Origin of the sequence: Xanthomonas sp. LMG 8993, assembly GCF_009835065.2 — a bacterium.
GTDB lineage: Bacteria > Pseudomonadota > Gammaproteobacteria > Xanthomonadales > Xanthomonadaceae > Xanthomonas > Xanthomonas arboricola.
On record NZ_QVIF02000002.1, the window covers coordinates 1 to 19804 of the forward strand.

15 protein-coding genes and 1 other RNA gene are annotated in these 19804 nt (G+C 66.1%); 9 read left to right on the forward strand and 7 right to left on the reverse strand.

The features are described 5' to 3' along the window. From DYQ94_RS03295 to DYQ94_RS03310, 4 genes are all read left to right on the forward strand, one after another. On the forward strand, nucleotides 1-369 hold a 369-nt coding region (locus tag DYQ94_RS03295), incomplete at its 5' end, for a calcium-binding protein (protein ID WP_505414702.1). Between the two features lie 229 nt (nucleotides 370-598). Then, on the forward strand, nucleotides 599-1690 hold the full coding sequence (rsgA, locus tag DYQ94_RS03300; RefSeq protein WP_016904297.1) for a ribosome small subunit-dependent GTPase A: 1092 nt from the start codon (nucleotides 599-601) through the stop codon (nucleotides 1688-1690). Continuing rightward, complete coding sequence (locus DYQ94_RS03305) at nucleotides 1690-2952, forward strand: flavohemoglobin expression-modulating QEGLA motif protein (protein WP_102580743.1); 1263 nt, start codon at nucleotides 1690-1692, stop codon at nucleotides 2950-2952. Before rsgA ends, DYQ94_RS03305 begins: the two co-directional genes overlap by 1 nt. A 237-nt stretch (nucleotides 2953-3189) precedes the next feature. Beyond that, nucleotides 3190-3870 (forward strand): type 1 glutamine amidotransferase domain-containing protein, encoded by a 681-nt coding sequence (locus tag DYQ94_RS03310; RefSeq protein ID WP_126966895.1) that lies wholly within the window; start codon nucleotides 3190-3192, stop codon nucleotides 3868-3870. A gap of 67 nt (nucleotides 3871-3937) precedes the next feature. On the opposite strand, the gene DYQ94_RS03315 is transcribed toward DYQ94_RS03310, so the two are convergent. The 3 genes from DYQ94_RS03315 to DYQ94_RS03325 all read right to left on the reverse strand — a co-directional run bounded on the left by DYQ94_RS03315 (nucleotide 3938) and on the right by DYQ94_RS03325 (nucleotide 8759). Then, a non-coding RNA gene (locus tag DYQ94_RS03315) (sX9 sRNA) lies at nucleotides 3938-4014 on the reverse strand. A gap of 334 nt (nucleotides 4015-4348) precedes the next feature. Continuing rightward, nucleotides 4349-6268 carry an alpha-amylase family protein gene (locus DYQ94_RS03320; protein ID WP_126966894.1) on the reverse strand — a complete coding sequence of 640 codons (1920 nt, stop codon included), beginning with the start codon at nucleotides 6266-6268 and terminating at the stop codon, nucleotides 4349-4351. Nucleotides 6269-6302: 34 nt separating this feature from the next. Further along, the gene (locus DYQ94_RS03325) at nucleotides 6303-8759 is read right to left on the reverse strand and encodes a TonB-dependent siderophore receptor (protein WP_160955270.1); all 2457 of its coding nucleotides are present in this window, start codon (nucleotides 8757-8759) and stop codon (nucleotides 6303-6305) included. A gap of 267 nt (nucleotides 8760-9026) precedes the next feature. On the opposite strand from DYQ94_RS03325, the gene DYQ94_RS03330 reads away from it, so the two are divergent. Continuing rightward, entirely contained in the window at nucleotides 9027-10346 is a 1320-nt protein-coding gene (locus tag DYQ94_RS03330) for an MFS transporter (protein WP_126966892.1), read from the forward strand. Nucleotides 10347-10483: 137 nt separating this feature from the next. On the opposite strand, the gene DYQ94_RS03335 is transcribed toward DYQ94_RS03330, so the two are convergent. The 4 genes from DYQ94_RS03335 to DYQ94_RS03350 form a co-directional block, all read right to left on the reverse strand. After that, entirely contained in the window at nucleotides 10484-11515 is a 1032-nt protein-coding gene (locus DYQ94_RS03335; protein ID WP_024938961.1) for a LacI family DNA-binding transcriptional regulator, read from the reverse strand. Nucleotides 11516-11918: 403 nt separating this feature from the next. Beyond that, nucleotides 11919-12659 carry an acetoacetyl-CoA reductase gene (phbB, locus tag DYQ94_RS03340; RefSeq protein WP_024938962.1) on the reverse strand — a complete coding sequence of 247 codons (741 nt, stop codon included), beginning with the start codon at nucleotides 12657-12659 and terminating at the stop codon, nucleotides 11919-11921. 183 nt (nucleotides 12660-12842) lie between these two features. Further along, a complete protein-coding gene (locus DYQ94_RS03345; protein ID WP_065032384.1) occupies nucleotides 12843-14171 on the reverse strand; it encodes a CitMHS family transporter in 1329 nt (442 codons plus the stop codon). Between the two features lie 102 nt (nucleotides 14172-14273). After that, nucleotides 14274-15467, reverse strand: coding sequence for an OprO/OprP family phosphate-selective porin (locus DYQ94_RS03350; RefSeq protein WP_024938964.1), 1194 nt, complete (start codon nucleotides 15465-15467; stop codon nucleotides 14274-14276). Between the two features lie 243 nt (nucleotides 15468-15710). On the opposite strand from DYQ94_RS03350, the gene DYQ94_RS03355 reads away from it, so the two are divergent. From DYQ94_RS03355 to DYQ94_RS03370, 4 genes are all read left to right on the forward strand, one after another. Further along, on the forward strand, nucleotides 15711-16412 hold the full coding sequence (locus DYQ94_RS03355; RefSeq protein WP_016904741.1) for a response regulator: 702 nt from the start codon (nucleotides 15711-15713) through the stop codon (nucleotides 16410-16412). Next, entirely contained in the window at nucleotides 16405-17790 is a 1386-nt protein-coding gene (locus DYQ94_RS03360) for a sensor histidine kinase (protein ID WP_053045779.1), read from the forward strand. The genes DYQ94_RS03355 and DYQ94_RS03360 overlap by 8 nt, the downstream gene beginning before the upstream one ends. Continuing rightward, nucleotides 17790-18839, forward strand: a complete 1050-nt coding sequence (locus DYQ94_RS03365) for an ABC transporter substrate-binding protein (protein WP_047127218.1) — start codon at nucleotides 17790-17792, stop codon at nucleotides 18837-18839. The genes DYQ94_RS03360 and DYQ94_RS03365 overlap by 1 nt, the downstream gene beginning before the upstream one ends. Before the next feature lie 191 nt (nucleotides 18840-19030). Next, a complete protein-coding gene (locus DYQ94_RS03370) occupies nucleotides 19031-19669 on the forward strand; it encodes a response regulator (RefSeq protein WP_024938967.1) in 639 nt (212 codons plus the stop codon). Nucleotides 19670-19804 lie beyond the last annotated feature (135 nt).

The following is a 19804-nucleotide window of genomic DNA, read 5'->3' on the forward strand; positions in this document are numbered from 1 at the left end:
TCGGACACCTACCTCTTCAACAAGGGTGATGGCCACGACACGGTGGTAGAGACCTCAACCTACAGCGGTGCAGTGGATCGTGTCAGTTTTGGAAGCGGGATTAATCTGGATGATACGGTCTTCACTCGATCTGGTAACGATCTACTTGTCACTTTGAAGGGAAGTCAAGATCAGCTGGCAGTAGCAAGTTGGTTTGCCTCAGACTCATCCCAAGTTGAATATCTGGATTTTAATGATAGATCAGTAGCTGCTAGCGAAGTATCCAGCTTGATTGATGCTATGGCGGTAGCAAATGCCTCTTCTGTGTCATTTATTGCATCGCGTGAAACTCAAGAGACGAAGTTGATGCTCGCAAGTTCGGCTATCTAATTGATCATCACTATATAGCCGACGCCGGGCCCCGCCATTTGGCGGGGCCTTTATTTTATTTATGCGTTAAATTATTGCTGGAGCGGAGTTGCCAAAGATTCGGTATATTCCTCGCAAGAATTTCAAGTCATATTTTCAGATTTGAGGTCCGTTGTCTCAGGGTGTGTGAAAGCCGGCAAGCGTATTGAGCAAACGTGGCAAAACCCACCATACCCTCTAGAATCGCCCCATGAGCAACGCACCCCCCGATTACCCCACCCTCCAGTCCATTGGCTGGCCCTGGCCTGGCCCTGCCGAGGATCCGGCCTGGCAGGCGCTCTTTGCCGCGCATCCGCAGGCGTTGCCGGCGCGGGTGGTGGAGCAGCACCGCACCGGTTATGTGGTGGCCGATACGCCGGAGGCCGGTCTCAAGGCCGAGTCGTTGCCGGAGTGGCAGCGGCCGCGGTTTCCCAGCCATGAGCGGGCGTCGGTGGGCGATTGGGTGCTGATGGAGGGCAAGCGCATCGTGGCCTTGCTGCCGCGGCGCACCTCGATCAAGCGCGGTGCGGCCGGCGAGCATTACCACCAGCAGGTGATCGCGGCCAACATCGATACGGTGTTCATCGTGTGCGGGCTGGATGCGGACTTCAATCCGCGCCGCATCGAACGCTATCTGCTGCTGGTCGGCGGCGGCGGTGCCGAGCCGGTAGTGGTGCTGACCAAGGCCGACCAGACCGAATACGCCGAGGATGCATTGGCCGTGCTGGAGGAACTGGAAGCGCAGAACATCCCGTTGCGCGCGGTCAACGCCAAGGATCCGGACAGCGTGGCGGCGCTGCGGCCGTGGCTGGGCGATGGCCGTACCGCGGTGCTGGTGGGCTCGTCCGGTGCCGGCAAGTCGACGCTGACCAATACCCTGCTCGGGTCGCAGAAGATGAAGACCAATGCGGTGCGCGAGAACGATTCGCGCGGCCGGCATACCACCACCCATCGCGCCTTGATTCCGTTGCCGTCCGGTGCCTGCCTGATCGATACGCCCGGCATGCGCGAGCTCAAGCCCACCGGCGAAGAGGATCTGGCCGAGGGCGGCTTCTCCGATGTGGAAGCGTTGGCGGCGCAGTGCCGCTTCAACGATTGCGCGCATATCGCCGAGCCCGGTTGTGCGGTGCGTGCGGCGATCGAGGCCGATACGCTGGATCCGGAGCGGGTGGCCAATTACATGAAGCTGCGCGTGGAAGTGGCCGCAGCGGCCGAAAAGCTTGCCACACGCCTGGCGCAGAACAACCGGGGCAAGGGATCGGGCCGGCGGCCTGCCAGCGTCGACCGCAACGGACGCCGCTGATGCCGTTGCGCAAGGGGCCGCCGGACATCGTCCACCATGCGGCGCTGGATGCGCGCCTGGTCAAGGCCGTGCGCGGCGTGCGCCTGCTCGCGCTGGCCAGCTGGCCGCGCTCGCTGCAGGAGCCGTTCCTGCAGAGCGTGGCACGTGGGCAGCCGGAGCTGCCGCAGGTGGAGTATCCGCGACTGGATTTCGGCGATACCCGGCGCGAGTTGGCGGCCATTGCCAAGCAGGCCGATCCGCATCACCCGCTGGGCGCCTACCTGATCGACTCGACGCATAGCTGGGGCCTGGCCGCCGGCCTGCTGGAATCGCTGGGCACTCCCGCAGTCAGCGATTACTCGGCGCAGCTGTTCGGCGTGCCCGACGACCCGATGCCGGGCAACGGCCCGAGCACGCGCGAGGCAGCGCGGCACTTCATCCAGATCGCGCAGGAGCTGGACCGCGAACTGCTGGCGCCGGAAGAACAGGTGCCGGTCTCGGCAACCGCCCTGCGCATGCAGCTGCAGAACGATCTGGACGCCTTCTTCGAAGGGCGCGTCATCACCGTCACGCTGGATCCGGATCTGCTGGCCAAGGCGGCGGCCGGCGCGCATCGCATCCGCCTGCGCAGCGGTGCCACCTTCAGCGATTACGACCGCGCGCAGCTGTTCCATCACGAGGCGCTGGTGCATTCGCTGACCGCGCTCAACGGGCGCGCGCAGGTGCACCTGCCCAGCCTGGGCATTTCCTCGCCGCGGACCACCGCGACCCAGGAAGGCCTGGCGACATTTGCCGAGCAGATCACCGGCAGCATCGATATCGAACGCATGAAGCGCATCAGCCTGCGTATCGAGGCGATCGCGATGGCGCGCTCGGGTGCGGACTTCATCGAGGTGTTCCGCTATTTCACCGCAGGCGGGCAGAGCGCGGCGGAAAGCTTTTCCTCGGCGCAGCGCGTATTCCGCGGCGTGCCGACCTCCGGCGGCGGTGCCTTCACCAAGGACACGGTGTACCTGCGCGGGCTGGTGGCGGTGCACACCTTCTTCCGGCATGCACTGCAGCGCGATCAGCTGCAGCTGTGCCGTTACCTGTTCGCCGGCAAGATGGCCCTGGGCGACGTGGCGCGCCTTGCGCCCTTGTTCGACAGCGGCGTGCTGGTCGCCCCGCGCTGGTTGCCGCCGTGGGTGAGCCGGGTCAGCGGCCTGGCCGGCATGCTGGCGTTTTCGTTGTTCGCCAATCGCATCCGCATGGATCAGCTGCAGCCACCGGCGATGAACGTCTGAAGCCTGCCGCGCAACTTGCGCGCAGTTATTGCGCCAGCGCGGCGGCGCGGCGAAGCTGCCGTGGGCGCGAGTCGGGCAATACCGCGCAGCGCCTGACACGTGCCTGGCAGTGCATTGCTTCCACTGCAAGGCGCTGAACGGTAAGCATCGTGCCGACGCGTTCTACACGATGCTGCAACGGACTGCACCGGACACTGTTCGCCTTGCCCGAGATGGGCCATGACACGAGGCGATACGATGAAAATCCTGATGGTGCTCACTTCCCACGACCAACTCGGCGATACCGGCAAGAAGACCGGCTTCTGGCTGGAGGAATTTGCCGCGCCGTATTACGTGTTCAAGGATGCAGGCGCAGACATCACCCTGGTCTCGCCCAAGGGTGGCCAGCCGCCGCTGGACCCCAAGAGCGACGAGCCCGATGCACAGACCGAGGCCACCAAGCGCTTCAAGCAGGACACCGACGCGCAGAAAGCATTGGCTAGTACGCAGCGCCTGGCGGACGTCAAGGCCGCTGACTTCGATGCGGTGTTCTACCCGGGTGGCCATGGCCCTTTGTGGGATCTGGCCGAAGACGCGGATTCGATTGCGCTGATTGAAGCGTTTGCCGCGGCCAACAAGCCGCACGGCCTGGTGTGCCACGCACCGGGCGCGCTGCGTCGGGTCAAGGGCAGCGATGGCAAGCCGTTGGTCAACGGCCGCCGCGTCACCGGCTTCACCAACAGCGAAGAAGAGGGCGTGGGCCTGACCAAGATCGTGCCGTTCCTGGTCGAAGACGTGCTGACCGAACTTGGCGGCCGCTACGAGAAGGGCGCCGACTGGGGCGTGCATGTGGTCACCGATGGCTTGCTGGTCACCGGCCAGAACCCGGCTTCGTCGGAGAAGGCTGCCGAGGCGTTGCTTGAGTTGTCGAAGCGCTGATTCTGCAGTTGTCGTCTGGTGATGCCTGGACGGCCACCGGAAGATATCGCGACGTTTGATTTGGAGCGGCCAACAAAACGGAGCAAGTAGTCGTCAGCTAAGGTGCGGACGTCGCGGAGGGACCGGGGTGTATGCGTGGTACATATCGGGGCCGAGCGGCGGCCGCACTCGTCTGATGGTGAGCGCAGCAGTTTTTGGCGTCCTTCGTCGTCCGCTGCCAGAGCGCCGCAGCATCCTAAGAATCGGACGCAATCCGGTGCTCGCAACCAGGCGCACCGACCATGGTGACTAGCCCTTGCCCGCCCACCGTCGCGGGACCTTACGCGGCATGGATGCCGCGTAAGAGCCTAAACGGACGTACTTGCGGCGTGTCCTGCGAGGGTGGGCGGGCAAGGGCCCGGCTGCCAGGCCACAGATCGTCCGTCCTAGCCACAGATCGTCCGCCCTGCAGGTGCGCGACAAACCTGCACCATCGCGTTCAAGCAATACGCTCCAGCCAGCGCACTGCATACGCCGGCAGCACCAGCCGCATGTCATCGCCCAGAGATTCGGCAGCTGTCTCGCCGCCATCTGCCACCACCTTCCATCGGCCATCTCCGAGCGCGTCAAGCTCCACCGTCAACAGTTCTTCGCCGAAGTTGTGCACGGCCAGGAAGCGATCGCCACGCGTCAATGCAAACAGGCGCGGATCGCCCAGTGCAAGGCTGCCCAGCGCCTGATCGGCGGCCAGTGCGGGCAGCGCGGCACGTTGCCGGATCAATCCACGTAGCCGGCGATACACTGTGCCGCTCAGGCTGGCTGCATCTTCGCGCTGCGTTGCAAGCTGCCAATCCATCGCCGGGCGATGCAACCAGCGACCTTCGTGCCGACGCTGCGGATCGTCGCGGTAGCTGCCGTCGTTGGGCAGGGCGAGTTCGTCGCCCATGTAGATCAACGGCACGCCCGGCATCGCCAGCGCGATGGCATAGAGCAACACCAGCCGATCCACCGCCATGCGCAACGCCGCCGTATCGCCCGATGCCTGTGCGGCCTGGATCCCGGCCAGTGCCGCGGCCATGCCGTTGGTGCCGTGCACGCCGTCGCCACTGCTCTGGAAGCTCTCGCCACGCGCGTAGCTGCCCGGCACCTCGTTGGCATAGAAGCGCGCGACATCGCGCAGTGCGAATGGCGGCTGCGCGGCGTTGCCGGCGGCTTCGTGTTGCAGCACGTTCCAGCCGATATCGTCGTGGCAGCGCACATAGCTCAGCCAGGCGCAGTTGGCCGGCAAGGGCGGGCTATGCGCGATGACGTTGTGCAGGATGTCGCCGCGTTGCAGCGCCAGCGCCGACCAGCCGGCCGCCATCAGCGTGCTGTGATAGGCCAGGTGGCATTCGTGGCCCTGGTCCGCACCGCTGCCGAAGTAGGGCGGCAATTGCGTCATCGGCACGATGGCTTCGGCCTTCATCACCACCGACGGCGCAACGATGTCGGTGACCGCGCGCAGCGCTACCAGCAAGGTATGCGCCTCGGGTTGATTCATGCAGTCGGTGCCGGTGCGCTTCCACAGATACGCGGTGGAATCCAGACGGAAGGCTTCCACACCCAGGTTGGCCAGCTGCAGCATCGCCAGCGCCATCTCGCCGAACACCGCCGGGTTGCTCCAGTTCAGATCCCACTGATAGGGATAGAACGTGGTCCACATCCACTGGCCGGTGGCGTCCACCCAGGTGAAGTTGCCGGGTGCGGTATGCGGGAAGACCTGCCCCAGCGTGGCTTCGTACTGGTCGGGCTGCGTGCGATCGGCGAAGTGATGGTAGTAGTCGAGATAGCGCGCATCGCCGGCCCGCGCCGCCTGCGCCCAGGCGTGATCGTCGGCGGTATGGTTGAGCACGAAATCCGCGCACAGGCTGATGCCGGCCTCGCGCAGGCGTGTGGTCAGTGCGACGAGATCGTCGTTGCTGCCCAGGCTCGGCTCCACCTGGCCATAATCGCTGACCGCAAAGCCACCATCGTTATCCCCGGCGCGTGCGCGCAGAAACGGCAGCAGGTGCAGATAGCGCACACCCAGTTCCTGCAGATACGGCACGCGTTCGGCCACGCCCTGTAGCGTGCCGGCGAAGCGGTCCACGTAGGCGCTGTAGCCCAGCATGTGCTGCTCGCCGAACCAGCCGGGCTGGCGCGTGACGTCCAGCTGTTGCAGCGCCTGCGGGCGCTGCTGTGCGTGGCTGCCCAACGCACTCAGCCACTGCGTCAACCAGGATGCAGTGTCGGGACGTGTGCCGTACAAGGCGTGCAGGGCATCGAGCAGACGCGGCGCATGCCGGTCGAAGCGCGGCAACAGCGCGCTCGCACGCTGCGCATCCAGGGGCGCGGCAAAGGCCGCGCGCAATGCAGAGAAATCGGTGGGGGAGGTGCTCATTGGCAAGCGCCGGGACGAACCCGGCGAGGGGTCCTTAGAAGTCGTAACGCAGGCTGATGCTGGTGGTGCGGCCGGCAATCGAGCGCGCGCGGATGATGCCATTGGCCGGGATGCTGGCTTCCTCGGCCTCGGTCAGGCCGAAGGTGTTGAACAGGTTGTTGACGTTGAGCGCGACGGTGAGTGCGTCGGTCACGCGGTAGTCGCCGAACAGGTTCACCTGCGTATAGCCCGGCATCTTCAGCTGATTGGAATCCTGGGTATAGGCATCGGTGGTGCCGATCAGGTTGATGCCGAACTGGTAGCCGTCGCCGCGATAGCTGGGTGTCAACTGCCACACCACATCGGCCTGGCGACGCGGCACGTTGCCGGTGTTTTCCGGAGTGATCTGGTCCTTGGAAATCTCCGCATCGGTCCAGGTCAGGCCGCCGTTGACGGTGAAGCCTTCGTAGCGGTAGCTGGCTTCCAGCTCCACGCCGTGCGCCTCGTAGCTGCGGTTGAAGAAACGCTGGCTGGTGACTTCGAAGTTCTGTTCCTCGGTGCGCGCCGAGAACGCGGTGGCGAACAGGCTCAGGCCGTCGCGGCGCCACTTCAGGCCGGCTTCGGCCTGGCGGACCACGTTGACGCCTTCATCGGAGGAGACCGAGCCGTCGTCGCGGACCACGCCGAACAGCAGGCGGTCGGCATTGGCGCGTGCGCCGCGGCTGATGCGCGCGAACGCGCCCAGGTCCTCGTTGATCAGGTAGTTGCTGCCCAGCGAATACGACAGGTAGTTCCAGTCGTAATCCACCGGCCGTGCGTTGGCGGTATCGACCGTGGCCACGCGCTGTTCCACCGGCTGGATCACGCCATCGCCGTTGACGTCCAGGTTCTGCGCGATCGCGGTGCCGGCATAGCTGCCGCGTGCATCGCCCATGTCGTAACGCAGGCTGCCGTCGATGCTGAACTTGCCGCTGTCGAAGGTCAGTGCGACGTACGGCGCGTTGACGTCGTAGCGCACGTCGTAGCTGCGGGTGATGCAGCAATCGCCCCAGAACGGGGTGCCGTACGCATACAGGCCATTTTGCGAGCGCGACACGCCGCCGGCATCGACCACGTTGAGCAGGCGCGAATCGCGGCCCAGGCTCTGCACGTAGGAGTTCCAGGTCCAGTCCATGTCGATGGTCTGGCGCGAGGTGTAATAGCCCATGCGCAGGTTGAGCGTGCGGCCGTCGCCGCCGAACTCGCGCGAGACGCTGAGGTCGTTGGTGACGTTGCCCAGGTCGTTGATCGCCACGTTGAACAGATGCGTGCGGATCGCGTTGCCGGTGTAGGCCTGGCCGGCGTCCGGGCCGCTGGCCTGCACCAGTTGCGCGCCGGCGCCGCCGATGGACGCGGCCAGCGTGGCGGCATCGGTGACCTCGGCCGGGAATGGGCTGACGAAGCGGCCGCTGTTGTCGGCGATGCGGAACTTCTCGCTCAGGTTCCAGCCGCTGCCCAGGTCGAACCAGGCCTCGGCGCCGATGGTGCGCGAGATCGGGTGCATGCCGTCGCCCAGGTCGGTGCGGCGCGGCTGGTTGTTGCCGTCCAGGCCGACATCGGTGCGGAAGTTGCGGCTGTACAAGGTGTCGTTGCCCGGATCGAAGCCGGCAAAGCCGCCCAGGTCCGGCGAGCCGTCGCGGCCACGCACGGAGGTCGGCACCGGCAGATAACCGGCGGCGCGATCGTTGAGGTATTTGCCGTAGACACGCACGTAGCCGTTCTCGAACAGCCGGGTCAGGTTGGCCTTGAGCTGGCCGCCCTTGTCGGTGGTGTAACCGGCATCGCGCACGCCATCGCCCTGGCGGAAGAAGCCGCCGATGTTGAACTGCCAGTTTTCCGCGAACGGCGCGCCGTAGTCGAAGTCCACGCGGGTGTTGTCGTAATCCAGGCCGCGGCTCACGCCGACGCTGCCGCCTGCGGTGTCGCCGGTCTTGCTGATGAAGTTGATGATGCCGCCGGGCGCGTTGCTGGTGAACGTCGATGCCGAGCCGCCGCGGATGGCTTCGATGCGGTCCAGGGTGAAATCCGAGCGCAGGAAGATGTCCGAGTTGCCGAAGGCGATATCGCCGAATTCCATCACCGGCAGGCCGTCCTCCTGCAGCTGCAGGAACTTGGCGCCGCCGGAGGCAACCGGCAGGCCGCGCACGGCGATGTTGGCGTTGCCTTCGCCACCGCTGGATTCGGAGCGGATGCCGGGGATGTTGCGGAAGATCTCGGCGGTGCTGCGCGGCGCCGATTGTTCGATCGCCTCGGCGCCAACAGTGCTGACCGACACGCTGGACTTCAACTTGGTGGTGGCGGTGGAGGTACCGGTGACGAACACCGAATCCAGATTGACCGCGGCGCTGTCGGCGGCCGGCGGGGTGACGGGTGCGGCCGTGGTCGCGTCCTGCGCCAGCGCGGCAGGCGCGCACAGGCAGGAGGCGACCGCGCAGGCCAGGGCATGCAGGCGCAGGGTGTGCAAGGTGGACATCGCGGTTCTCTCTCTCACGGATGGTGGTGTGCCGACGCCTGCATCGTCCCCTCCCAGGGAGTGGCCGTGTGGCCTGCAGTGCGAGCGCAGTAATACGCCCCAATACAATCGATTGCAATCTTGCGCTGCAGCATCATTCCTCGACTCGCTCGCTTATGTTTCGACAAGCGAAAACGTGTTGCGGCGCAGCGTTACAATCGATTGCAAAGACGGCAGGGTACAGTGCGCTGCGGCCACTGGGAGCCGCACCGATGCCCAGGGTTCTGCATGTCGTCGACCGCCACTCCGTTCTCCTTCGCGCGCATCCTGGCGCTCAACGCCGGCTTCTTCGGCGTGCAATACAGCTTCGGCCTGCAGCAGAGCAACATGAGCCCGATCTACAACTATCTGGGCGCCGATCACGCGAGCCTGCCGTACCTGTGGCTGGCCGGGCCGATCACCGGGCTGGTACTGCAGCCGTTCGTCGGCGCGTGGAGCGACCGCTCGGTGACCCGCTGGGGCCGGCGCATGCCGTACATGGTGCTGGGCGCGCTGGTGTGCAGCCTGTGCCTGTTGGCGATGCCGTTCAGCACTGCGCTATGGATGGCGGTGTGCCTGCTGTGGATCCTGGATGCGGCCAACAACGTGGCGATGGAGCCATACCGTGCGCTGGTCAGCGATGTGCTGGCGCCACCGCAGCGGCCGCTGGGCTATCTCACCCAAAGCGCGTTCACCGGGCTTGCGCAGACGCTGGCCTATCTCACTCCGCCGTTGCTGGTGTGGATGGGCATGAACCAGGACGCCGCCAATGCGCACCACATTCCCTATGTCACCATCGCCGCCTTCGTGATCGGTGCGGGGTTTTCTGCGGCCTCGATCATGCTCACCGCGCGCAGCGTGCGCGAGCCGGTGCTTGCGCCGGCAGAGATCGCGCGGATGCGCCAGACCGGTGCCGGCCTGGGCGCCACAGTGCGCGAAATCTACGGCGCCCTGCGCGCGATGCCGCCGACCATGCGCCAGCTCGCGCCGGTGATGCTGTTCCAGTGGTACGCGATCTTCTGCTACTGGCAGTACATCGTGCTGTCGCTATCGACCAGCTTGTTCGGCACCACCGAAGCCGACTCGCATGGCTTCCGCCAGGCCGGCCTGGTCAATGGGCAGATCGGCGGGTTTTATAACTTCGTCGCGTTTCTGGCTGCGTTTGCGATGGTGCCGGTGGTGCGCCGCATTGGCCCCAAGTACACGCATGCGGCCTGCCTGGTCGCGGCTGGCGTGGGCATGTGGGTGTTGCCGGGTATCCAGGACCGCTGGCTGATGCTGCTGCCGATGATCGGCATCGGGCTCGCCTGGGCCAGCATGATGGGCAACCCGTACCTGATGCTGGCCGACAGCATTCCGCCCGAACGTACCGGTGTGTACATGGGCCTGTTCAACCTGTTCATCGTGCTGCCGATGCTGATCCAGATCGTCACCTTGCCGCTGTACTACGAGTGGCTGTTGCACGGCGACCCACGCAACGTGATCCGCCTGGCCGGCGCACTGATGCTGGCCGCCGCTGTGGCGATGCTATGCGTACGCGTCCGCAAGCCCAAGGCAGCGGTGGTGTAGCCGCGACGCGCTACGTCTGTGTCGCTGCGTACTGAAGCAACCGACCGCGATCACGCGGGCAGCAACGCGTAGCTATGCACCGCGCACCAGCACGCCCGCTCTTACGATTCCCGATTCCCGATTCCCCAATCCCGGCCTCACGCCGACTCACGCACCACTAATTTCACCGGCATCTCCACCGACTCCACCGCTTCGCCGCCGATCAACGCCAGCAGCCGGTCCACCAGCAGGCGCGCGGCCAGGCCCAGGTCCTGCCGCACCGTGGTCAACGGCGGTTGGCTGTAGGCGGCCAGCGGAATATCGTCGAAGCCCACCAGCGAGATGTCCTGCGGCACGCGATGCCCGGCTTCGACCAGGGCGCGGATCGCACCGACCGCAATCACATCGGAGGCGGCGAACAGCCCGTCCGGCGGATCGGTCTTCTTGAGCATGGCGCGGGTGAGGCGGTAGGCATCTTCGCTGAGGAAGTGGCTGCGCGCATGCAGGCGCGTATCGAACTCCAGCCCGTGCCGCTGCAGTGCATGGCGATAGCCGGCAAAGCGCGGGGCAACCTCGGGTAACTGGTCGTCGCCGAGAAAGGCGATGCGGCGACGACCGCTGGCGATCAGATGTTCGGTGGCCAGCGCGCCGCCCTGGAAATTGTCGCTGCCCACGCTGATGTACGACTGCCCGTCGATGCGGCTGCCCCAGACCGCCATCGGCAGGCCATCGCGCGCGGCTTCGTCCAGCGCGGCATGTTCGGAACTTTGCCCCAGCACGATCACGCCATCGGAGCGGCTGCCGCGTGCGAGTTGTTCAACCCATCCGTCCTGATGCCGGTCGAGCTTGGACAGCAGCATGCTGTAGCCGCGCCCAGTCAGTTCCTCGGCCAGCAGCGCCAGCATCGTCATCATGAAGGGGTCCGACAGCGGCTGGTCCAGCGCATGCATCATCGGCACCGCCACGCTCACCGTGTTGGAGCGTTTGGCGCGCAGGCTGCGCGCGATCGGATCGACCTGGTAGCCGGCATCGGCGGCAATCTGCTTGATGTACGCACGCGTCCGCTCGGCCACCACCGGGCTGCCGGCCAGGGCACGCGACACGGTGGATTCGGACACGCCCGCCATGCGGGCGATGTCGGCCATCTGCGGGCGGGCACCCGGCGTGGCGCGTTCTGAAGGTTTGGCCATGTCAGCGCAGTGCGGAAAACGCCGAGTGTAATCAGTTCGCGCTGGAGGCGGGTTGATCGACGCAGTGGCGCCCGCTTGTGCGCGCTGGTCAAACGCAATCACGCACCTGCATGCAAGCGGCAGGCGCGCGGGGCGTGCATGACAGCGGCCACGACTAGCGGGGGGCTTTGGAGCGGTGAGGCTTCAGGGGAGTGAGGCTTCAGAGCAATTGAGCATCAGAGCAGTGATGCCTCAGAGCAGTGAGCATCAGAGCGGTGATGCTTCACCGCCACCAGCAAGGACTGCGCTCACCGCCCGGCCGGCGCGCTCGGCGCTGGAACCGCATGTCTCCTCCGCACAGTCCTGCTCGGACGCGCCGTCTGTATCGAGCTGACGATTGCTCGCTACGGTCTGCCAGCGGCTCTCAACCCATGTACAGACCGCCGTTGACTGCATAGTCGGCGCCGGTCACGTAGGCGGCCTCATCGGAGGCGAGCCAGGCGCACAGCCCGGCGACTTCGGCCGGTTTGCCGAGCCGGCGGATCGGCACCGAGGTGGCCAGGCGGTCGAGCACGTCGGGTGGGAAACTGCTGATCGAGGCGCTGGCGATATAGCCCGGCGAGATGGTGTTGACGGTGACCCCGCGCGAGGCCACTTCCTGCGCCAGGGCGCGGCTGAAGCCATGCATCGCCGCCTTGGCGGTGGCGAAATTGATCTGCCCGATCTGGCCCTTGTGCGCACTGACCGAGCCGATGTTGACGATGCGTCCCCAGCCGCGCGCGGTCATGCCGTCGACCACCTGCTTGGTAATGTTGAACAGGGAATGCAGGTTGCTGGCGATCACCGCGTTCCAGTCGTCGCGGCTCATCTGCCGGAACAAGGTGTCGCGACTACCGCCGGCGTTGTTGACCAGCACATCGATCTCGCCGACCTCGGCCTTGACCTTGGCGAACGCGGCCACGGTGGAATCCCAATCGGCGGCATTGCCTTCGGAGGCGACGAACTCGAACCCCTGCTCGCGCTGTTCGCGCAGCCAGGAGGTCTTGCGCGGCGAATTGGGCCCGCAACCGGCGACCACGGTATGCCCGCTGCGCGCCAGCTTCTGGCAGATCGCGGTACCCACACTGCCCATGCCACTGGTGACGTATGCGATGCGAAGTGTCATTGCTTGAACTCCTTCGGAGTTTGGGAATGGGGAATCGGGATTGGGGAATCGGGATTGGGGAATTGGTAGAGCAGGAGCCGCTTTTGCGGCTTCTGTTCGCCATGTGGAACTCAGGAATCGACATGACAGCACAGTGCCGCCCTTACGATTCCCCACTCCCGATTCCCCATTCCCGGCGCGCGATCAGCGCGCCAACGGAAACAGGCCAAACAACAACCCGCCCGCCAACATCAGCAGGGAGATCAGCACTGCCCACTTCAGCGTGAAGCGTTGATGGTCGGCGAAGTCGACCTTGGCCAGGCCGACCAGCAGATAGGTCGATGGCACCAGCGGGCTGAGCAGATGCACCGGTTGCCCGGCCAGCGAGGCGCGCGCCATTTCCACCGGAGTGATGCCGTAGTGGCCGGCGGCCTCGGACAGGATCGGCAGCACGCCGAAGTAGAACGCGTCGTTGGACATGAAGAACGTAAACGGCATGCTGACGATCGCGGTGATCACTGCCAGATACGGGCCCCAGCTGTCCGGGATCACCGCCAGGAAGCTGCGCGACATCGCTTCGACCATGCCGGTGTTGGACAGGATGCCGGTGAAGATGCCGGCGGCGAAGATCAGCGACACCACCGACAGCACATTGCCGGCGTGATTGACCAGGCGACGGCGCTGCTCGGCCAGGTTGGGGTAGTTGATCATCAGTGCCAGCGCAAAGCCGATCATGAACAGCACCGGCATCGGCAGCACGCCGACCACCAGCGCGGCCATCAGCGCCAGGGTCAGGAGCAGGTTCACCCACAGCAGCTTGGGCCGCTTCATGTCCTCGGTGTCTTCCACGCGCGGCAGTGCATCGCTTTCCTCGGGGATGCTGGTGTCCAGCCAGTTGCCGTCGGCCGGCAGGCGCACCACGCCCAGGCGGCGCCGTTCGCGCATGCCCAGATACCAGGCCAGCGTGAGGATGCCGGCGATTGCGATCGCCATCGCCGGCACCAGCGGCACGAATACATCGGCCGGATCCACATGCAGGGCGGTGGCGGCACGCGCGGTGGGGCCGCCCCACGGGGTCAGGTTCATCACGCCGCTGGCCAGGATGGTCACGCAGGTGAGGTTGAGCGCGTTCATGCCCAGGCGCTGGTACAGCGGCAGCATCGCCGACACGGTGATCATGTAGGTGGTGGAGCCATCGCCGTCGAGCGAGATCAACATTGCCAGGATCGCCGTGCCCATGACGATCTTCAGCGGATCGCCCTTGACCAGGCGCAGGATGCGGCCGACCAGCGGATCGAACAGGCCGGCATCGATCATCACGCCGAAGTAGAGGATGGCGAACATCAGCATCACGCCGGTGGGCGCGATCTTCTTGATGCCGTCGAGCATCATCTCGTTGATGCCGGTGCCGAAGCCGCCCAGCAGCGCGAACACGATCGGTACCGTGATCAGAGCCACCAGCGGCGACAGCCGCTTGCTCATGATCAGGTACATGAAGGTGATCACCATTCCGAAACCGAGCGCGGTCAGCATGCGGGCAAATCCTTTGAGGCGTACAGCAGGGGGAGAGTGGAGCGCGCGGCGGCGGGTGCATTGCGGCAGCGGTGACGCATCATGCGAAGGTCAGGCAAACGGTCAGAAGTCGTACTGGAAGCGGCCGGTCACCGCCAGCGTGTGATCGACCACCGCATCGGCCATGCGGTCGCGGTTGCGGCTGTCGATCACATTGAGCATCACGCGCAGGTTCGGCTTGAAATACCAGTTGCCGCCCAGCGTCCACGACTGCGTGCTGGCATTGATGAAGTCGGGTTGGCCATCCAGATGCTGATCGCCGCGCATGTAGTCGTAACGCAAGGCCAGCTCGAACGCGCCGGAGGGGCGATTGGGCGTCTTGATCCGGCTGAAACGCCCGGTCTTGCGGTCGTAGCCGCGCGACTCGCCGGTGACGAACCAGCTGACCAGGCCGTAGCTGGCCAACACCTTGGCATGCTGGGAGCCGTCGTCGAGCAGGCCGCCGCTGAATTCGCTCTGCCACGACCACGGGCCCAGCACTTCGGCGTATTCCAGCGACCATTTGTCGAAATCGGTATCGCGGCCATCGGCAAAGCGCGCCAGGGTGATGCGGCTGTTGTTGGCCAGATCGTTTTCGGGACGTGGACGGATCAGCAGGGACGCCGCGCCGCCGCTGCCCGGATGCGAATAGCGCTCGTGCGCCAGCGACACGCCCAGGTGGCGCAGCCGTGCCTCGCCCATCTCCGGTGCGAAGGTCAGCCGCGTGCCGAGCGCGCCGCCCTTGGTCGAGGAATTGTCGATGCTTTCCAGGCTGTAGGCCGCGGTGGACCAGGTCGCATCGGGGCGATTGGCCTGCCAGGAGATCGCCTTGCGATAGATCGGCGCCAGTGTGGTGGAGGCATAGCCACGTTCCAGGAACGGGCCGTAGTTGGAGCCGGTGCGATCGTCCAGCGAGAAGTACTGCTTGAACTGGCCCACGGTCAGCGTACCGGCGGAAAACTTCTTGGCGATGTACACATCGCGCGCCAGGATGCCGCGGCTGCCGGACTCGTATTGCAGGCCGGCAAATTCCGCCTCGGCCTTGTAGGTGAAACCGTAGAACTTGCCGGCCACATCCAGCCACACGCGGCGGAACTGGGTGTCGTTGCGCTCGGGCGTGCCGCGTTCGTCGTTGTCGAACACGGTGAAGTCCCAGTGCACGCGCCCACCCACCTCGGCGGTGACCGGGCCGTCGCCCTCGGCCGCATGCGCCGCCGGTGCCAGGCACAGCGCGGCGCAGGTGGTGAAGACGCGCAGACGCAAGGTGTCGTTGCTCACAGACCCTCCCAGGTACATGTGTGAATCACGTTCAGCGATGCACCGCACAAGCACGCTGCGGCGCGTTGGCAGCAGCCTAGTCCGGTGAAGCTGTCATGGACCTGTCGTTTGGGGCGGGGATTGGGGAGTCGGGATTGGGGATTGGCAAGAGTCAAAGAAGCTTTTGTTTGCGTGGCCTGTTACCTTCCGGCCGCGGCCAACCGCCTTTGCGAATTCCCAATCCCGACTCCCCAATCCCCGCCCATGCGCCTGCTGCTAGTCGAAGACAACGCCGATCTCGCCGATGCCATCGTGCGGCGCATGCGCCGTAGCGGGCATGCGGTGGATTGGCAGTCCGATGGCCTGGCGGCGGCGAGTGTGCTGCGCTATCAGAGCTTCGATCTGGTGGTGCTGGATATCGGCCTGCCCAAGCTGGATGGGTTGCGCGTGCTGGCCGGGATGCGCGAGCGTGGCGATACCACGCCAGTGCTGATGCTGACCGCGCGCGATGGCATCGAAGACCGCGTGCAGGCGCTGGATGTCGGGGCCGACGACTACCTGGGCAAGCCGTTCGATTTCCGCGAGTTCGAGGCGCGTTGCCGGGTGCTGCTGCGGCGCAACCGCGGGCAGGCCAGCGAGGTGGTGCAGATCGGCGGGTTCGTGTTCGACAACGCTGCGCACACGCTGGTGCTGGACGGGGTGCCGATCGAGTTGCCCAATCGCGAATACCGCCTGTTCGAGATCCTGATCGGGCGCCTGGGCCATGTGGTGGGCAAGGACGAGATCGGCAACGGCTTGTTCGGTTTCGACGACGATGCCGGGCCGAATGCGATCGAGCTGTATGTCGGCCGCCTGCGTCGCAAGCTGGCGGGCGCGCCGTTGCGCATCGTCACCGTGCGCGGCGCCGGCTACAAGCTCGAAGAAGCCGATCCGCATGCGCCGGTGGAGCCGGGCGTCGATGGCTGAGCCGCGCATGGTGGCACCGTCGATCCGGCGCACCTTGCTGCTGTATCTGGGCAGCCTGTCGGTGCTGGGCGCGGTGGTGCTGTTCTTTGCCGCACGCGACTATGGCGAGCGGGCCGCCAACCGCTCCTACGACCACCTGCTGGTGTCCTCGGCCCTGTCCATCGTCGACAGCGTGGCGCTGGTCGGCGGCGACTGGCAGGTGGACCTGCCGTATGCCTCGCTGGACCTGCTCGGCATGGCACCGGAAGACCGCGTGTTCTACCGCGTGTTCGATGCGCAAGGCCGCACCATCACCGGCGAAGAGAGCTTGCCGTTGCCGGCGCGTGCGCCCGGCGACGAGCGCCCGGTGCTGTTCGATGCCGTCTACAGCGGCGAGCCGGTGCGCTTTGCGGTGGTGATGCATCGGGTGGCATCGGCCTCCGGGCAGGGCGAGGTGCGCGTGCAGGTCGGTCAGACCCGGCGCGCCCGCGATGCGGTGGCACGCGATGTGGTGCTCAACGCGCTGGTGGCGATCGGCGTGCTGTCGCTGCTCGCCCTGGGCCTGGTGTGGCTGGGCGTGTATCGCGCCCTGCGGCCGTTGCAGCGTATCGAGCGCGACCTGTCGCGGCGCGAGCCTTCCGACCTGAAACCGCTCAGCGTGCCGGCGCCGCAGGAAATGCAGTTGATGGTGACCGCGCTCAACCGCTTCATGGCGCGGCTGTCGTCCAGCAACGAAACCCTGCGTGCCTTCATGGCCGAAGCCGCGCACCAGATGCGCACGCCGCTGGCCGCCTTGCGCGCGCAGGCGCAGCTGGCGATGGACGACGACGACCCGCGCGAGATGCAACGCAGCCTGGTGGCGATCGAGCGCAATGCCAGCCATATGAGCCGGCTGCTCAATCAATTGCTCAGCGACGCCAGCGTGATCCACCGCGCCAACCTGCAGCGCTTTGCCACCGTGGACCTGGCCGAGGTGCTGCACCAGGCCTTGCACGAGGCCTTGCCGCGCAGCGACGGCGCACCGCGCGTGCACCTGGCGATCGACCCGCAACCGGCGTTGTTGCGCGGCGATGCATTGCTGCTGCGCGAGGCGCTGAAGAACCTGATCGACAACGCCTGCAAATACGGTGCCGGGGCACCATTGCAGGTGGCGCTCACCAGCGACGGCAGCCATCACGTGCTGACCATCGCCGATCATGGCCCCGGCATTCCCGCCGCCGAAGCCGAGCGCGTGTTCGAGCGTTTCGTCCGCGGGCCGGATGCGCCGGCCGGCGGCGCGGGGCTGGGGCTGGCCATCGTCAAGCGCGTGGTCGAAGCGCACGGCGGGCGCATCGATCTGAGCAACCGCGTCGGTGGCGGGCTGATCGCCTCGTTGCATTTTCCTGGAGGAGCGCGGTGATGCGCGTGCTGTTGCTGATGGTGGTCTTGCTGGCACCGGTTGTTGCGCGTGCCGCGCCCGGCGATGTGCGGGTGTTTCCCGCGCACGGCCCGAAGCAGGCGCAGTTACGCGTGCAAGGCTCCACCGATCTGGAAGTGTTCGGTGCGGTCATCCAGGACTACCAGCGCCTGCATCCGGGCACCGAGGTGATCTACGAGGACGTGATTGCCTGGGACATCTACGAGCGCTATCTGCATCCGGGCAAGGCCACGGCTGCCGCCGACATGCTGATCAGCGCCAGCATGGACCTGCAGACCAAGCTGGTGAACGACGGCCACGCGCTCGCGCATCGCTCCGCGCAGACCGAAGCGCTGCCGGCCTGGGCGCAGTGGCGGCACGAAGTGTTCGGCATCAGCTACGAGCCGGTGGCGATCGTCTACAACACGCGCAAGCTGGCCGCCGCGCGGGTGCCGCGCACGCGCCGGCAGTTGCTGGCCTTGCTGCGCGCGCCCGACGCGCCGCTACGCGGCCGGGTTGGCACCTACGATGTCGAGCGCAGCGGCGTGGGCTATCTGTTCGCCACCCAGGACGGGCAGGTCGGCAGCATTGCCGGCGCATTGCTGGCCGCGTTGGGGGCCAACCAGGTCAGGCTGGAAGAGCGCACCGGCACCTTGCTCGACCGCGTCAGCCGTGGCGAGCTGCTGCTGGCCTACAACGTGCTCGGCTCCTATGCGCAGACGCGCATCGACGCCGGCGCGCCGCTGGGCATCGTGCAGCCGCAGGACTACACGCTGGTAGCCTTGCGCACTGCGGTGATCCCCAGGACAGCACCGCACGCGCCGGAGGCGCGCAGGTTCCTGGATTACCTGCTCTCGCCACGCGGCCAGCAGGTGCTCTCACGCGAGGCGCGGCTGATGCCGATCCTGCCGGCCGCCGGCGGCCGTGGCGGCTCGGCGCAGCCGCCGTTCCGGCCGATCCCGCTCGGCCCCGGCCTGCTGGTGTATCTGGACAAGCTCAAACGCCGGCAGTTCCTGGATGCCTGGCGGGCCAGCACGCAGCCGCCGCGCTAGGCGAGCGCGACGACCTGCGTGAACGGCCGCATGCCGGCGCGGCGTGCGCTGCCGCCCTCGGCGTGCGGGCTGTGGGGGCGGGGGTTTCCACGCACAGGCTGGCTGCCCGACAGGCCCGGTGCCTGCGCAGCGGGGCAGGGATGGATGCCCGGGCGCGGGAAACCGACACAGCCATGTGCCAGACTTGGCGCATGGCCGATCTCACCATCCTCGTCGCCGACGACCACCCGTTGTTCCGTGCCGCCGTGATCCACGTGCTGCAGCAGACCCTGCCGCAGGCCGATGTGGTGGAGGCCTCCAGCGCCGCCACACTGAGCGCGATGCTGCGCTCGCACCCACAGGCCGAGCTGGTGCTGCTGGACCTGGCGATGCCGGGCGCCCGCGGCTTCTCGGCGCTGTTGCACGTGCGTGGCGAGCATCCGGACATCCCGGTGGTGGTGATCTCCTCCAACGATCACCCACGCGTGATCCGGCGCGCGCAGCAGTTCGGCGCGGCCGGCTTCATTCCCAAATCCACCCCGGCCGAATCGATCGGCACCGCGGTGGCCAGCGTGCTGGAGGGCGGCACCTGGTTCCCGCCGATGACTGCCGAGCGCTCGGAGGCCGACGCGCAACTGGCCTCCAAGCTCGCCCAGCTCACCCCGCAACAGTTCCGCGTGCTGCTGAGCCTGGCCGATGGCCTGCTCAACAAGCAGATCGCGCACGAACTCGGACTGGCCGAGAACACCGTCAAGGTGCACGTCACCGCCATCCTGAAGAAGCTGGACTGCTACAGCCGCACGCAGGCGGCAGTGCTGGTCAAGGCGCTGGAGCCGGAAGGCGAGGGCTGATCGCTCCTGGTGATCGTGTGCTGCATCGTGTCTTGCGATGACGATGACGTGCTGGGACGCAGCGCCTTGCAGAACGGCGATGCAAACGCGCGATGACGCGACGGATTGATCGGTCGTGCCGTTGTCGGTGAAAGA